At 70.3% G+C, this 15,404-nt stretch carries 14 protein-coding genes and 2 pseudogenes; 6 read left to right on the top strand and 10 right to left on the bottom strand.

The features are described 5' to 3' along the window. Positions 1 to 43 precede the first annotated feature (43 nt). The gene (locus tag OG247_RS37735; RefSeq protein ID WP_327256462.1) at positions 44 to 862 is read right to left on the bottom strand and encodes a hypothetical protein; all 819 of its coding nucleotides are present in this window, start codon (positions 860 to 862) and stop codon (positions 44 to 46) included. Between the two features lie 300 nt (positions 863 to 1,162). Here OG247_RS37735 and OG247_RS37730 point away from each other — a divergent pair, with 300 nt between their 5' ends. Beyond that, a complete protein-coding gene (locus OG247_RS37730) occupies positions 1,163 to 2,629 on the top strand; it encodes an APC family permease (RefSeq protein WP_327256461.1) in 1,467 nt (488 codons plus the stop codon). On the opposite strand, the gene OG247_RS37725 is transcribed toward OG247_RS37730, so the two are convergent. From OG247_RS37725 to OG247_RS37715, 3 genes and pseudogenes are all read right to left on the bottom strand, one after another. Further along, positions 2,619 to 3,482, bottom strand: coding sequence for an alpha/beta fold hydrolase (locus tag OG247_RS37725; RefSeq protein ID WP_327257771.1), 864 nt, complete (start codon positions 3,480 to 3,482; stop codon positions 2,619 to 2,621). The two genes, OG247_RS37730 and OG247_RS37725, sit on opposite strands and share 11 nt — an antisense overlap. 36 nt (positions 3,483 to 3,518) lie before the next feature. Beyond that, positions 3,519 to 3,706, bottom strand: a pseudogene (locus OG247_RS44975) (magnesium transporter CorA); the annotation flags it as partial. A gap of 203 nt (positions 3,707 to 3,909) precedes the next feature. After that, positions 3,910 to 4,206, bottom strand: a complete 297-nt coding sequence (locus OG247_RS37715; RefSeq protein WP_327256460.1) for a hypothetical protein — start codon at positions 4,204 to 4,206, stop codon at positions 3,910 to 3,912. Between the two features lie 573 nt (positions 4,207 to 4,779). Here OG247_RS37715 and OG247_RS37710 point away from each other — a divergent pair. Beyond that, positions 4,780 to 5,304 (top strand): annotated as a pseudogene (locus tag OG247_RS37710) (SDR family NAD(P)-dependent oxidoreductase); the annotation flags it as partial. Positions 5,305 to 5,593: 289 nt separating this feature from the next. Here the strand turns inward: OG247_RS37710 and merB are convergent. From merB to OG247_RS37695, 3 genes are all read right to left on the bottom strand, one after another. Further along, on the bottom strand, positions 5,594 to 5,908 hold the full coding sequence (merB, locus tag OG247_RS37705) for an organomercurial lyase (protein ID WP_327256459.1): 315 nt from the start codon (positions 5,906 to 5,908) through the stop codon (positions 5,594 to 5,596). 29 nt (positions 5,909 to 5,937) lie between these two features. Then, positions 5,938 to 6,327 (bottom strand): hypothetical protein, encoded by a 390-nt coding sequence (locus OG247_RS37700; RefSeq protein WP_327256458.1) that lies wholly within the window; start codon positions 6,325 to 6,327, stop codon positions 5,938 to 5,940. A gap of 206 nt (positions 6,328 to 6,533) precedes the next feature. After that, positions 6,534 to 7,505: an arsenic resistance protein gene (locus OG247_RS37695; protein ID WP_442813686.1), complete on the bottom strand. Its 972-nt coding sequence runs from the start codon at positions 7,503 to 7,505 to the stop codon at positions 6,534 to 6,536. A 186-nt stretch (positions 7,506 to 7,691) separates the two neighbouring features. Between OG247_RS37695 and OG247_RS37690 the strand changes: the two genes are divergently transcribed. The 4 genes from OG247_RS37690 (at position 7,692) to lysA (ending at position 10,665) form a co-directional block, all read left to right on the top strand. After that, a complete protein-coding gene (locus OG247_RS37690; protein WP_327256456.1) occupies positions 7,692 to 8,027 on the top strand; it encodes an ArsR/SmtB family transcription factor in 336 nt (111 codons plus the stop codon). A 10-nt stretch (positions 8,028 to 8,037) separates the two neighbouring features. Then, positions 8,038 to 8,739: a cation transporter gene (locus tag OG247_RS37685; RefSeq protein WP_327257770.1), complete on the top strand. Its 702-nt coding sequence runs from the start codon at positions 8,038 to 8,040 to the stop codon at positions 8,737 to 8,739. A gap of 215 nt (positions 8,740 to 8,954) precedes the next feature. Beyond that, on the top strand, positions 8,955 to 9,317 hold the full coding sequence (locus tag OG247_RS37680; protein WP_327256455.1) for an SAV_915 family protein: 363 nt from the start codon (positions 8,955 to 8,957) through the stop codon (positions 9,315 to 9,317). A gap of 13 nt (positions 9,318 to 9,330) precedes the next feature. Beyond that, positions 9,331 to 10,665, top strand: a complete 1,335-nt coding sequence (lysA, locus tag OG247_RS37675) for a diaminopimelate decarboxylase (protein WP_327256454.1) — start codon at positions 9,331 to 9,333, stop codon at positions 10,663 to 10,665. Between the two features lie 6 nt (positions 10,666 to 10,671). Here lysA and OG247_RS37670 read toward each other — a convergent pair whose 3' ends face one another. The 3 genes from OG247_RS37670 to kdpB form a co-directional block, all read right to left on the bottom strand. After that, the gene (locus OG247_RS37670; protein WP_327256453.1) at positions 10,672 to 10,845 is read right to left on the bottom strand and encodes a hypothetical protein; all 174 of its coding nucleotides are present in this window, start codon (positions 10,843 to 10,845) and stop codon (positions 10,672 to 10,674) included. A gap of 84 nt (positions 10,846 to 10,929) precedes the next feature. Further along, positions 10,930 to 12,867 (bottom strand): amino acid transporter, encoded by a 1,938-nt coding sequence (locus tag OG247_RS37665; protein ID WP_327256452.1) that lies wholly within the window; start codon positions 12,865 to 12,867, stop codon positions 10,930 to 10,932. Between the two features lie 188 nt (positions 12,868 to 13,055). After that, a complete protein-coding gene (kdpB, locus tag OG247_RS37660; protein ID WP_442813511.1) occupies positions 13,056 to 15,209 on the bottom strand; it encodes a potassium-transporting ATPase subunit KdpB in 2,154 nt (717 codons plus the stop codon). Positions 15,210 to 15,404: the final 195 nt, after the last annotated feature.

Genomic DNA, 15,404 nt, shown 5'->3' with positions numbered 1-15,404 from the left:
TTGTCCGGTGCACCGATGACTCGCGCCCTCTGCGAGGGGGCGGCTATCCCTCACCACTGATCGCAGAGCCCAGCCGCACCTGTGCCCAAGCCGCCGGGATCGGGATGTGGATGCCACCGCCGGTCTGCGTGAGGCGGAAGGACTGGACGCACAGCCAGAGGCTGCACTCTCCGTTCTGGTGGACGACCGTGATCATCTCCCCGGACTGCCCGGTTGCCGGCAGCTTCGGGTAGGAGACACCCTGATCTCCTGTACCGAATTCGACTGCTCGCGGTACCAGGCAGATCTGGCCGTGCTCAGTGGATTCGAACCGGCCGCCAGGGCTCTCCTTGGACTTCGCGGTGATGCCCGGCCCCTTCTTTCCCGTGCACTCTGCGCCAGTGAGCCCTTCGAACTTGCCGCCGGCCGCATGCTGGCTCCAGCCGACGACGCCCTCGTCCTTGTACCCCAACCCGAGGACTCCGTAGCCGAAACCGGCTCCCGGCAGCGAAGCCTCTCCTACGACGCCCGATGCCCTTCTCAGCCGATGGTCCCGGCCGGAGTCCCTGGGAACTTCTCCCTCATTGGCCGTTGTTCCCCAGACACCTGCGGTGACCGGCCGCGCGAAGGCCGCCCCCCTTTGCGGAGGGTCCGCTGCTTCGGAGTAGAAGCCCCAGACCCCGACCTGGCCAAAGGTCCACGCCCCTCCGGTCACGCCATTGCCTGTCGCGCTCTGGCCGAAGACTCCGGCGCCTTTGCCGTTGGTTTCACCCACTACGCCATTGCCATCAGCATCGTTCCCGCCGTAGACCCCGGCTGTTGCGTCGGAGTTGGACTTGCCCACCACGTTCTGCTTGCCGAAAAGCCAGTCGAGGATTCCCATGACGCCTCTCCTGCGAGTGTCCTGGTCACTTCCAGTACGGCACTGATCCACAGGGGTGGCAATCGGAACACTTGAAGCTGCTTCTGACCTGCGGAAACGCACGAGCGGGCTGACCGCCGGCAGCCCCCTTCGCACGTCGGAAACCGCCGGCCGCTTCCCCCGGAGCTTGGCATCCGCACCGCCGCACTCGCGAGTCGAACGGGACATAGACGTCGGAGGTAGTGAAATGGTGCACTGATCAGCCCCTGCCTGCGGTGTGCCTCGGGCCCTGGAGGAGCCCCGGAAGGTGAGGTGGCCGCGGTGGTGGAGTCCTCGTCCGATGCCCAGGGTGATGCGGGCTCCGTCGAGGCCGGTGGTTACCGGCAGGAGCTGAAGCGGACGCTCGGCTCCTTCCAGGTGTTCGCGATCTCGTTCGCGTTCATCTCGGTGGCGGTCGGCATCTTCGCGACATTCGACGAAGTCCTGCTGACCGCCGGGCCGGTCGGGATCTGGTTGTGGATCGTCGCCGCGGTGGGACAGACCCTGGTGGCGTTGGTGGTCGCCCAGTTCGCGGCCCGTATCCCGCTCAGCGGTTCCTCGTACCAATGGGCCTCGCGGCTGGCCAGCCCGAAGATCGGCTGGTGGTTCGGGTGGCTGACCTTCTGCTACCTGGCCATCGGCGTGGTGGCGGTCGACAACGCGCTCGCCAGCCAGGCATTCATGCCGCTCGCCGGCATCGCGCCGGACGAGGGCGCCGCGCGCCTGATCACGCTGGTGGTGCTGCTCGTCCAGACCGTGCTGGCCGTGGCCTCCACGCGCCTCGTCAGTCTGATCAACACGGTCGCGGTGGGGCTCGAACTGGCCCTCGTCGTGGTGGTGGCGATCGCGCTCGTCATCGCCGTGGCCATCACGGGCGACGGCGCGGTCGGCAACCTCACCTCGCGCGGGGTCGTCGAAAACACCCCGGACTATTTCGCGGTCGGCGGCGGGCTGATGCTCGCGATGATCATGGGGCTCGCGACCCTCGTCGGCTTCGACTCGGCGGCGAACCTGGCCGAGGAGGCCAAGGACCCGTTCCGCACCGTTCCGCGCGCGATCGTGGGGTCGGTCGTGGCGGCCGGGGTTCTGGGCATGCTGTTCCTGATCACGCTCACCGTCGCGATCGACGACATCCCCCGCGTCAGCGCCGAGGGCTCACCGGTCGCGGCGATCATGCGCGACCAGTTCGGTCCGACGATGGAGAGGACGCTGCTGGTCGCGATCACCATCGCGTTCTTCGGCGCCGGGATCGTGGTGATGGTCTCGTGCTCGCGGCTCGTCTTCGCGATGTCGCGCGACGCGCGCTTCCCCGCCCACCGGCTCATGCGGCGGGTGAACCCCCGCACGAGGACGCCGATCCCGGCGACCGTGCTGGTCTTCGCCCTGGGCGTCGTCCTGATGGTCGCACTGCCGGGAGCCGCGCTGCTGAAGCTGATCACGGCCTCGACCATCCTCCCCGCGCTCACCTACGGCTCGACCATCGTGCTCTACCTGACGGTGCGCGGACGCCTGAGCCGCAAGAAGGGCGCCTTCGACCTGGGACGCTTCGAACTGCCGGTCGCCATCTGCGCACTGCTGTGGACGCTCATCGCGTTGTTCGTTCTGGTCAGCCCGAAGGAGGCCTTCGTCTCCGTGGTGATCGTGGTGGGCCTCCTCCTGCTCGGCGGCCTGTTCTTCCTCGGCATGCTGAGGTTCGACCGCCAGGCCCTGGAGACCGAGCCGGGCGAGGCGGACTCCTTCACCCGCTGACCAGGATCATCCCCTCCACCCGAAGGGTCTCCCTCACGAGACGCCGAACGTACAGCGAACAGGTCACCGGAGGCGGCACTGTGGAGCAGTCGGGGAACTGCTCCCTCCTGGAGGCAACCGCCGGCGCCTCACTCGACATCAGGCCCTCTCCAGGAACTGCAGGAGGACCTCGGCGGTCGCCCCCGCGTGAGTCAGCACGCCGCCCTGCGCCGCGCCCTCGACGACCGCCGGTTCCCCGCGCGGCAGCAGCCGGACGGCTTCGGCGCCCGTCCAGGGCGGAAGTACAGGTCGTGCTCGAACGCCACCGCCAGCGTGCGGGCTCGGATCCCCGCGAGGACAGCCATGCGGTCCGCATCGCGGAGCCAGACGTGGGAAGCCGCGGCCTGCCCTGCTTCTCCGGCCGCGACGCCCATACCGCTTCCTGCCCACCCAGCAGCTCCCGCCACGCGGCGACCTCCCCGGCGTCGTCGCGCAGCACCAGCGGCGGCAGCGTGCTCGGCAACGTCTGCAGCGTCTGCAACGCAGCGAACGCGGGTGGCAAGTGCCCCAACAGGCCGACCAGCTCCGCCTCCGCGTCGATGACCGCGTCGACCACGCCCGTCAGGGGGCCGGCCCCCGCCATCAGCACCAGTGCACCGACCAGGTCGGGACGGGTACGCGCGCGAAGCTCCGCGGTGAAGCTGCCGAGCGAATAGCCGACCACCGCCGCGCGGCGGATGCCCAAGTGGTCCATCAGTCCTGCCAGATCGCCCGCCAGACCGGCCATCGTGTACGGGGCGGGCGGCGCGTCGGCACAACTTTCGGGAGCTCCCGGCCCTTCGATCATGGACAAGTCATGGTGGCGGCTGCCCACCCCCGCGCCGGCCGGATCGCTAGAGCCATTTGTTGCGGCGCAGCGCGCGGCCACGTCCCGGAAGTACGTGGCGACCTTCGCCGGAATCCCGGGAACCGCGCCTTCGCCGAGTCGGTGCAGGGGCCGGCGAGGGGCATCACGGCTCGCTTGAATTCGAGGAGCTCGCGCTTGAGCTGGTAGATCCGCCCGGCGTCCACCGGGCGGTCCGGGGAGAAGACCTCGGTCCTCCACGGCGAGGGGGTGCAGACCGAAGGCCCCGGCGACCTCCTGGAGCTGCTCCTCGGTGGGCTCGTACAGACCGATCCACGCGAACCGGACCTCCGGCGCCCGTCCTCGTAGAGCGCGCAGTCCACCACCGCCGACGGCATACCCGCACCCTTGAGCGCGGCTGGTGCCGACGGAATGGCAGCCCCCGTTGCGCCGGTTCCTACGGTGTGCCGCTGCCTTCCCTGCCACCACCCGTCAGCTGGCCCACCATCATCACCATGAGGCCGAGGACCAGCATCGCGCCGCCGGTCAGGGGGCCCCAGTGTCGGGTCCCGGCATCGCTGATCACCAACCCGAAGAACACCTGCCAGCACAGCGCCAGGCCCGCCACCAACTGGCCCAGGCCGTAGAGGCGGGGGCTTCGGACGTGGCGCCGGTTCATGGGGAGCACCCAGCCACGGGTGACCGCCGCCACCCCGGAGGACTCACCGCGCCCCGCGTCCATGGGCTCCGCCACGGGCACGTTTGTCGGCCGGTGGCGTCCCTGGATGATCACGCAGACCACATGAGCCGCCGGCCCCGGAATCCCCACTCCGGGGCCGGACGGCTCATGTGTTGTGCGGCGGGTGAGCAGCACGCGGTGCGTCGGCCCGGCCCCCCACGGCCCGGACCTTGCCGTCCTTCGACGGAGTTCAGGTCGCGCCTCCAGCCGCGCGCCACGAACCGTCATCCCGGTCCGTCGCCGCATCAGTCTCACCCGTGGACGCAGCCCGGGCAGCACTCCTTGACGCCTTCCTTCCGCGCAGCGATCGATCTTGACGCACCCCTGATGGCGCGGGCCAAAGAGGCGTCAAGGGCGCGTTCAGAATCCTGTCCCCGCAGGTCGGATGCGCTGGGATGGGTTCATGAACAGCGTTCCGCGCTACGCCGACCGGCCGCGGGTCGTCCGCGTTCCCGCCACCGCCCGCCTGAAGGGCGTGTTCGGGGCACCGTACGCATCCTCACCATCTCCGCATGAGCTGAACCCGTACCCCCGCGTCCCGTCGGGGCGACAGGCAGGTCGGCCATGCCCCGTTTCCAGGAATCCGACATGCCTTCTTCCCTGTCCGGACGTACCGTTCTCGTCACCGGAGCCACCTCCGGCATCGGCTACGAGACCGCCCGCAAGCTCGCCGAGCGTGGCGCCACCGTCCTCCTGCACGGCCGCACCCCCGATGAGGCGCAGGCCGCGGCCGACCGGCTGATCACCACTGCCGGCATCAACGACTCGTCCCTGCGGCCGTTCGCCGCCGATTTCGCCCACCTCGACGAGGTCGAGAGCCTGGCCTACGCGGTCGTACGCGAGCACCCGCGCCTCGACGTACTCGTCAACAACGCGGCCATCTCGGCGCCCGCGCGCCACACCCTTACGGCCGACGGCAACGAGATCGCCTTCCAGGTCAACTTCCTCGCCCACTACCTGCTGACGAACCTGCTCGAGCCCGCGCTCACCACCGACCAGGGCGGCCGCGTCGTCAACGTCTCCTCCTCGCTCCACCGCACCGTCACGATCATGTGGAACGACCCGCAGCGGCTGCGCCGTTACGCCCGCCTCGCCGCCAGTGGAAGGGCACGGCGGCGGCCCTGTGCGGGAAGCCGCCCTGCGGTGAAGGGTCGTTGGGTATCGCGTGGGGGCGTCGGCACGTCCCGCGGTGCGGGGTGATCGCGACGGGCGCCGCCCAAGGGGGTGAGCCGGGAATCAACGGGTGTGGCGCACCGGAAGGTGAACAGGACGCTGCACCGGCGGCACCGGATGCGGTGGCCGGTCGTCGTGGCGCTGACCGATGTTCACGTCGTCCATCCAACTGGGCCTCGTTCGTCGGCTCAAGAGCCCTGATGTCCTTCTGACGGGCCTTTGACGGACTTCACCCTGGGCGGCCGCCTTGGCGGCGGCCGATGAACACGACCGCGTCCTCCGGCTCCCACAGCGTGGCCCCGTCGGCGAAAGTGACGGTCACCGGCTCGCCGTTGACCGGGTCGCAGGAGGAGATCCGTGCGTCCTGGCCATCGAGCATGGCGGAGACGCCCAGGGCGTCGATGGCACACATCGACCACACCCGTACCCCGTTCGCCAGCCGGATCCGGTGCGGGGTCTCGAACGCCGAGAAGGGGTACGCCGCCCGGATCCGCCCCGCTTCGTCGAGGGTCAGGAAGTCCTCGCGGTCCAGTTCGGCGAGCACCTCAGCCGCGGCCCTGCCCGCGAGAGCGGCTACGGGTTCCAGTGCGGCGACCTCGGGAGCCGTGCCATCGGTGGCGAAGGACCGCAGTACCGCCTGGTGAACGGCGCGCAGACCGCGCCCAGTCGGGGCACGTCGGCCACGGCCGGCCCGGCCGATCGGGTCCAGCAGATCCCCCTCGCAGCACTCCGTCCCCCTGCCGCCGAGGCGGGAATCGCACCGGCCAGCGCCTGGCGAAGGGCCTGCACGCTCGGGGCCCCGTCCGCGCGGCCGTCCTCGTCCCGGTAGAGGCGGCAGGACACGCTCGCCGGGGCGCCGGCCACCGCGAACGGGTCGAGGCCGTCGAGCAGGACCGTCGGCGATCCCGTCATGCCCCAGCGGGCGGCCTCGGCTTCCTCCCGGTCAGGTCCAGGAGCATCCACCCAGCCAGGTACGTGGAGGAGCGGCGACCGCGGCGACGCCGCCGGCCAGGACGATGACCGGGCCCCGGGCCCCGGGCGCCGAGCCGGTCGCCGAAGCGCGCCGCGCCGGCCAGGGCGTCGGAGAGGCCTTCGATCACCCCCCAGGGCTGCCCCTGCGGCGCCGAGGGTGGAGGTGAGCAGGGACGGGAGCAGCGCGGTCGCCGTACTCAGCCACCCGCGAACGGTTCCCGGTCGGGGACCAGGCGGGGGACGAGGCGGGGGACGAGGCGTACGAAGACGACCATCCCGATGACCTCGACGAGGGTCTGGGTGACCACGACGACCGCGGCGACGGCGAGCTCGTCGGGCAGGGCCAGAGCGAGGGGCAGGACGACGAGGGAATTGCGGGTGGCGCCGGTGAAGACGACGGCCCGGGAGGCGGGCACGTCGAGCCGGAAGAGGCGCGCCACCAGGCGCCCGGCGAAGGCCATGACGATCAGGAAGGCGGCGTAGAACGGGATGACGGCTGCCACGTCGCCGAGGCTGCCGCCCAGCTTGGGGACCTGGGAGGCGACGACCGTGATCAGGGTGGCCGCCATCAGCGGCACCATCGTGGTGGTCGCGGCGTCGGACACCCTCTGGCCGGCGTGCGCACGGGCCGCCCAGGTCTGGAGCGTCCAGGCCAGTACGAGCGGTACGACGATCAACAGCAGGAAGGCTTCGAGGAAGGGCCCCGCGTCGACGATGTCTCCGAGGCCCGAGCCCATGAACAGGTAGAGGAAACCGGGCAGGAGCGCCATCTGCGCGACGAGCAGGAGCGGGGTGGCGGCCAGCAGGCGCCGGCTGTCGCCGCCCGCCAGGCCGCTGAAGACGATGACGTAGTCCACGCACGGGCACAGCAGCACCAGCAGCACGCCGACCCGGACCGCCTGATCGGCGGGCAGGAACCCGTACAGGGCTGCCACGACGAGCGGGACGACGATGAAGTTCACGGCCATCGCGGCGGACAGGAAGCGGCCATCGCGCAGGGAGCGGAGCAGCTCGGCCGCCGGAACCTGGAGGAAGGTGACGAACAGCAGGGCGCCGAGGACCGGGTTGATGGCGTGTTCCAGCCCGGGGCCGGCGGCGGGCGCCGCCCAGCCCAGAAGGCCGCCGAGAGCCATGGCGCCGAGGTAGATCGCGATCTGGTGGGCTTCCATCCGCTCGACCGGACTTCGAGGTTCCTGCGACACCGTGTCCGACTCCCTGCCCGTTGTGCTGATCGGCGTTCTTCTCGGCCCTGGCGGGCCATGGTCATTGTGGCAAGCCGCGGGAAGCCACGGCGCACGGAACACGGCATCAGTACATGGTTTCCTGAATTCAGGATTCTATGTACTGTGGGTGCGGTGCTGACGATCACCCCCGACATCGAGGTGCTGGCCCGGTTCGGCCGAGCGCTCGCCGATCCCATCCGCTGCCGGCTGCTGCTCGCCCTGCGCGAAGCACCCGCGTATCCCTCCGATCTGGCCGACCGCATCGGCGTCTCGCGGACGCGGCTGTCCAACCACCTCGCCTGCCTTCGGGACTGCGGTCTCGTCGTCGCCCTGCCCGACGGGCGCCGCACCCGCTACGAGCTCGCCGACGCACGGCTCGGCCACGCCCTGGATGATCTGCGGACGGCAGTCATCGCCGTCCACACCGACCGCACCTGCACCAACGCCGCCGAGGAGGGCTGCTGCTGATGGCTTCCCCATCCTCGGGCCGGCCCCGGCCCGCCGCGATCAACTGGCCCGACGCATAAGGCTGCTGGTTGCCGCCACCATCACCTACAACGTGATCGAGGCCGTCATCGCGATCACTGCCGGCACGATCGTCTCCTCCACCGCGCTGGTCGGTTTCGGCCTCGACTCGGTCATCGAGGTCTCCTCCGCGGCCGCCGTCGCCTGGCAGTTCTCCGCCCGGGAGCACGAGGTACGCGAGGCCAGGGAGAGGACGGCACTGCGGAGCATCGCCCTCTCCTTCTTCGCGCTCGCCGTCTACGTCGGAGTCGACTCCGTCCGTGCTCTGACCGGAACGGGCGAGGCCGGGCACTCCCCCACCGGCATCGTCCTGGCCGCCGTGTCCCTCGCCGTCATGCCGTTCCTGTCGGCCGCCCAACGCCGCGCCGGCCGCGAACTGGGCTCCGCCTCCGCCGTCGCGGACTCCAAGCAGACCCTCCTGTGCACCTACCTGTCGGCGGTCCTGCTGGCCGGGCTGCTGGCCAACATGCTCCTCGGGTGGAGCTGGGCCGACCCGATCGCCGCCCTGGTGATCGCCGCCGTGGCCGTCAAGGAGGGCCGTGACGCCTGGCGCGGGGAGTCCTGCTGCGCCCCCGTGCCCGTCAGCAGCGGCGCGATCGAGTCCGGCAAGGCCGAGGACCACTGCGCGTGCCCGCCCGGCTGTGACTGCTGCTGACAGCGCGTCCGGCCGCGGCCGAGCGCGTCGGTCGCATGCCCGGAGCCCGGTTCCGCCGTCAATGATCCGTAAGGAGTCGGCCGGGCGCCGTATGGGACCCGTTACGGGGTGATCACAGGCGGATAGGTGCGGGGATACGTTCGATGACGCGTCCCGGACCGCCTCCCCGCAGCCGGGGCGCCACCTGCCACTCGTGGTTCCTCAGGGAGGGCCCCATGTGTTTGTTCCAGTACGCCGACGACGCCGAGCCTGAAGAACGGATCCCGGCCGGGCCCCTGTACGTGCCCGCCCGGTCGGGAGGAGCACACCAGGTGGTGCGGCTGTTCCGCACCCCGCTGGGAACGCGCACGGCTGTCGGCTTCACCAGCCCTGAACGGCTGGCCGCCACGCTCGGTACGGCCCATTCCTGGATCCGCCTCTCCGAAACCGCGCTCCGCGCGATGGCCGAGCCCCTCGGAGTCCGTCTGCTGACCGTCGACCCGACCCTCACCGCACCCCCGGTGGCTGAGGAAGCCACCGCCGGCCCGGTCGGGGCACCGCTTCCGCAGGCACCCGAGACCACCGCCCGGACCGCGTGAAGGAGAGCGCTCCATGACCATCACCGTTCTCCCCGGCATACCGGCCGGCACCGGCGAACTGTCCATCTGGCCCGCGTCCACGGCCCCGCTCCCGCACGGCGGCCTGGCCGTCGGCGGAGTGTCCCTCGCCGAGATCGCCGAGCGCTTCGAGACCCCGGCCTACGTACTGGACGAGGCCGAGGTCCGTGGACGCTGCCGGACCTACCGGGACGCCTTCCCCGACGCCCATGTGCTGTACGCCGCCAAGGCGTTCCTGTCCCGTGCCATGGTGCGCTGGGTCGACGAGGAGGGGCTCGGGCTCGACGTCTGCTCGGCGGGCGAGTTGGAGCTCGCCGTCACCGCCGGGTTCCCTCCCGAGCGCATCGTGCTGCACGGCAACGCCAAGTCGCCCCGGGACATCGAGGCCGCGATGCGGCTCGGGGTGGGGCGGATCGTCATCGACAGCCCCTCCGAGATCGCCCGGATCGCGGCCGCCGTGGGGCTCGAGGGCCGCCAGAAGGTCATGGTCCGAGTGGTACCGGGCGTCTCGGCCGGCGGCCACGACAAGATCCGCACCGGCACGGACGGCCAGAAGTTCGGTCTCTCCCTCACCGATGGGGGCGCGCAGCACGCGATCACGCGGATCTTGGGCCAGCCACAACTCGAACTGACCGGCCTGCACTGCCACATCGGCTCGCAGATCACCGAGGTGAAGCCCTACCTGGTGGCCCTGCGCCGGATGGTGGGGCTGATGGCCCGCGTCCGCGACATGCACGGCACTGAACTGCCGGAACTGGACATGGGCGGCGGTCACGGCATCGCCTACCGGCCCGGCGAAGCCACCCTCGACCTCACCGCGCTGGCCCGACGGCTGCGTGCGGAGCTCGTCGCGGGCTGCGCCGCCGCCGGGCTGACCGTGCCCCGGCTGCTCATCGAGCCCGGGCGGGCCGTCGTCGGGCCGGCCGGGGTCGCCCTGTACCGGGTGCTCGCCGTGAAGCACACCGGCGAGAAGGTCTTCGTCGCCGTCGACGGAGGCATGAGCGACAACCCGAGGCCCGCCCTGTACGGGGTGCGCTACGCGCCCCGCCTCATCGGCCGCCACTCGACGGCCCACCCGCGTACGACGACGGTCGTCGGCCGGCACTGCGAGGCCGGGGACATCCTCGCGGAGGCCGTGGAACTGCCCGGCGACATCCACCCCGGCGATCTGCTCGCCGTACCGGTGGCCGGCGCCTACCAGCTGTCCATGGCCTCCGGCTACAACCTCGTCGGCCGCCCGGCGGTCGTCTCGGTCCACGAGGGGACGGCCCGCCTCCTCGTCCGCCGCGAGACGCTGGAGGACTTCCGCAGCCGGGACATCGGCGGCTGACGCCCTCTAGGGCCGGTAGACGAGCTCGATCACCATCGCCGCGATGAGCCCCCAGACGCCGATGCCCAGGAGCCACATGACGTCGAGGGCAGCGCCGGTGGTGACGACCACCAGGCCTCCGGCCCCGAGGGCGAGTACGGTCCTGTGGATGCCGCGGTCGGGACGCCAGTCGATGGTCACAGCAGTGAGAATCCCGCCGGATCCTCCTCTCGTCGAGGAGCCGGCGGGATTCCTGTCGGCTTCTTGACGCCCCGTCGCCTGACGTCAGCCGGCGTGGACGTGGGGGCGGCGAGCGCGGTCGGGTTCGGCCTCGCGGATGACCTCGCGGGTGACGGGGGCGACTTCGCCCTGGCCGAAGAGGAAGAACCGCAGGAAGTTGGCCATCGGGTTGCCCTCGGTCCACTCGAAGTAGATGTGGGGGCGCTGGCCGGTCTCGTCTCGTACGTGGAGCAGGAAAGCCGCCAGGGCGTTGGGGATGCTGGAGCTCTCCAGGGTCAGAACCCGGTAGCGGCCGTGGAGCACCTCGCCCCGCACCCTCATCCCGGATTCGAACTCGGACGCGTCCAGGACCGTGACTTCGACGAACATGACGTCGTCGCCGGGCGGGATGTCGTTGTCCGCGCGGATCTGTTCCTTCTTCTGCCGGTACTCGTCGAGGTCACGGTTGTCGGGCTCGTTCGCGATGAAGCGGATCGTGCGGTTGGACGTGTCGCGGATGAAGCGCTGCGCCATGTCGTCGAGCTCCACGTCCGTAACGCGCAGTTCGAAGACGCGCGCGAGCCGGGAGAGGAGGGAGAGGGCCATGATGCCGGCGATGAAGCAGGCGCCGATCTTCACGCCGTCCGGGCGCTCTACGACGTTCACGGCCGTGGTGTAGATGAAGACGGCCGAGATGATCCCGAAGCCGATGGTCCAGCCGCGCTCGCCGGCCCGGCGGGCGGCAATGGTCACGGCGACGGCGGCCGAGGTGATCAGGACGAGGACGCCGGTGGCGTACGCGCCGCCCTGCGCGTCGACGTCGGCGTTGAAGATCCAGGTGACCAGGAACGCGATCAGCGTGAACACGATGACCATCGGGCGCAGGGCGCGGGCCCAGTGCGGGGCCATGCCGTAGCGGGGCAGGTAGCGCGGCATCAGATTGAGCAGGCCCGCCATGGCCGAAGAGCCCGCGAACCACAGGATCATGATCGTGGAGATGTCGTAGACCGTGCCGAAGGCGGAGCCCAGATACTCGTGGGCGAGGTAGGCGAGGGCGCGGCCGTTCGCCTCGCCGCCTGGCTTGAACTGGTCTGCGGGGATCAGGAGCGTGGTGATGAAGCTGGAGCAGATCAGGAAGACGCTCATGATGATGGCCGCGGTCGTGAGCAGCTTCTTGGCACCACGGATCCGGCCGGCCGGGTTGGCCTGGGTGTCCTCGGGGTCGCCCTTGACGTGCGGCATGACCGCAACGCCGGTCTCGAAGCCGGAGAGGCCGAGCGCGAGCTTCGGGAACACGATGAGGGCGATGGCGATCATCATGAACGGGTTGCCGTGCTCGGTGGTCAGCGCGGTCGTCCAGTCGGTGATGACGTGCGGTTCGGTCATCACGTTCCACAGCCCGACGGCCACGACCACGACGTTCAGACCGAGGTAGACGGCCACCAGGACCACGGCGACGCCGATGGCCTCGCTGAACCCCTTGAGGAAGACGGCCCCGAGCAGCGCGATCATGATCAGGGTGATCAGGACCTCGTGCCCGTGGAGGGTGCTGGTGAGGTGCGGATTCTCCACCAGGTGCGCGGTGGCGTCGGCGGCGGAGAGGGTGATGGTGATGAGGAAGTCGGTCGCCGCGAACCCGAGCAGGGTCAGGACGAACAGCTTCCCCTTCCAGAACGTCAGGAGCCGCTCCAGCATGGCGATCGAGCCCTCGCCGTGCGGGCTCTCCTCCGCGACCCGCCGGTAGACCGGCAGCGCGCCGAAGAGGGTGAGGAGCACGAGCACGATGGTCGCCAGCGGCGACAGCAGTCCGGCCGCCAGCGCCGCGATGCCGGGCTGGTAGCCGAGGGTGGAGAAGTAGTCGAGACCCGTCAGGCACATGACCCGCCACCAGGGACGGCCGTGCGGCTGGGCCGCCGCCTCCTTGGCGGCGGGCGAACTGTTCTCGGCGGTCAAGCCTTCCAGCATCCACGCCCGCAGGCGCGACGTGCGGGCAGGGGTGGCCATCGTGGTGGGCTCCTGTCGTACGGCAAAGAATCAGCCATCGACATCGACAGCGGAGCCAGCGTACGCAGACTGATCACTTATGCACGCAGCTGAGACAATCCTGACGTGTCCTTAACACGGACAGACCCACCGGCGGCGTAGCGGGTCTGTGGTCTGTGGTCTGTGCTGAAGGAAGCCCTTGGCGGGCTTCAGCCGAGGCCGGGAATCGTGGACACCAGCAGGTCGATGAGCTTGATGCCGACGAAGGGCAGGATCAGACCGCCGAGGCCGTACACACCGAGGTTGCGGCGCAGCAGGTCGTGCGCGGAGGCGGGGCGGTAGCGGACTCCGCGCAAGGCGAGCGGGATGAGGGCGACGATGATCAGGGCGTTGAAGATGATCGCCGAGGTGATCGCGGAGGTGGGGCTGGTCAAGCCCATGATGTTGAGCGCGCCGAGACCCGGGTAGGCCGCGGCGAACATGGCCGGGATGATCGCGAAGTACTTCGCGACGTCGTTCGTGATCGAGAAAGTGGTCAGAGCGCCTCGGGTGATCAGGAGTTGCTTGCCGATCTCCACGATTTCGACGAGCTTGGTGGGGTTGGAGTCCAGGTCCACCATGTTCCCGGCCTCCTTGGCGGCCGAGGTGCCCGTGTTCATCGCCACGCCCACGTCCGCCTGCGCGAGGGCCGGCGCGTCGTTGGTGCCGTCGCCCGTCATCGCGACGAGCTTGCCGCCCTCCTGCTCCCGCTTGATGAGCGCCAACTTGTCCTCGGGGGTGGCCTCCGCGAGGTACTCGTCGACACCTGCCTCGGCCGCGATGGCCCGGGCCGTCAGCTCGTTGTCCCCCGTCACCATGACCGTACGGATCCCCATGGCGCGCAGCTCCGCGAACCGCTCCCGGATGCCCTCCTTGACCACGTCCTTGAGGTGGATGATCCCGAGCACCCGGGGGCCGTCCCAGTCGTGGACCGCCACCAGCAGGGGCGTGCCGCCGGATTCGGACACGGCGGCCGACCACGTGGCGGCTTCCGCGGGTACGGTCCCGCCGCGTGCCACCACCCACTCGCAGACCTGCGTCACGGCGCCCTTGCGGATGGCGCAGCCGGCGCCGTTGGCCCAGCTCAGGTTCAGGCCGCTCATCCGGGTGCGGGCGCTGAACTCGGTGAACCGGGGGTTGCTCAGGTCCTCCACGGCCGCCGGCTCCAGCCCGTACTGCCGGGCGAGGATGACGACCGACCTGCCCTCGGGGGTCTCGTCGGCGAGGGAGGACAGCTGGGCGGCGTCCGCGACCTTGATGTGGTCCACGCCGGGGAGCGGTATGAAGGCCGCGGCCTCGCGGTTGCCGAGGGTGATGGTGCCGGTCTTGTCGAGGAGGAGCGTGTTGATGTCGCCGGCCGCCTCAACCGCGCGGCCGCTCATCGCGATGACGTTGCGCTGGACGAGCCGGTCCATGCCCGCGATGCCGATCGCGGAGAGCAGGGCGCCGATGGTGGTGGGGATGAGGGTGACGAGGAGGGCGACCAGGACGGTCGTGGACTGGGCGGCGCCCGCGTACGCGGCCATCGGCTGGATGGTGACCACGATCAGGATGAAGATGACGGTCAGGGCGGCCAGCAGGATGTTCAGGGCGATCTCGTTCGGGGTCTTCTGCCGGGTGGCGCCCTCGACCAGGGCGATCATGCGGTCGATGAAGCTGTTCCCGGGGCGCGAGGTGACCCGTACGACGATCGCGTCCGACAGGACGGTCGTACCGCCCGTGACACCGGTCCGGTCGCCGCCCGACTCCCTTAGTACGGGAGCCGATTCGCCGGTGACGGCCGACTCGTCCACCATCGCCGCCCCGTCGACGACGTCCCCGTCGGCAGGCACCAGCTCCCCCGCTTCGACGAGGACGAAGTCGAAGGGCTGGAGCTCGGCCGGCGCGACCGCCTCGGTCTCGGCGTGCCGCAGGTTCGCCCCGTACGTCCAGTGGTCCAGCCGCAGCGCGACCGTGTCCGTACGCGCCTTGCGCAGCGACTCGGCCTGAGCCCGTCCGCGGCCTTCGGCGACGGCCTCGGCGAGGTTGGCGAACAGGACTGTCAGCCACAGCCAGACGCTGATCACCCAGGTGAACACGGACGGGTGGACGAGCGCCGAGAGCGTGGTCAGGACCGATCCGACCGCGACGACGAACAGCACCGGCTTCTTCACCAGTTCGCGCGGGTGGAGCTTGGCGAAGGCCTCCCGGGCCGAGGCGGCGAGGAGTTCGGGCTCCAGCATGTTCGCCTGCCCGGCCCGTTTCCGGGACGGCCGGTTGAGCGGAGCCCTGGGAGGGGTTCCGAGACCCGGAGGAACGTGCTGCGCGGAGGCGGCGGGAGCCATGAAAGGACCTTCTGGTGAGTTCGGCTTCGGCAAGACACCCCTGCCCGACAAGCCGGGCAGGGGTGCGTGAGAGAGGGTGTCGCCGCCGGGGACCACTCCATGGACCCCCTCGGCCGTCATGTGAGTGATCGAGGCCCCCGGCGGCGCAACAAGCAGGAAACTACCGCCCGATGTCGAGCTATCCCCCGTGTACGC

Source organism: Streptomyces sp. NBC_01244, from assembly GCF_035987325.1.
GTDB lineage: Bacteria > Actinomycetota > Actinomycetes > Streptomycetales > Streptomycetaceae > Streptomyces.
The sequence above is the reverse complement of the archived record's forward strand: the minus strand, read 5'-3'. Positions and strand labels throughout refer to the sequence as shown.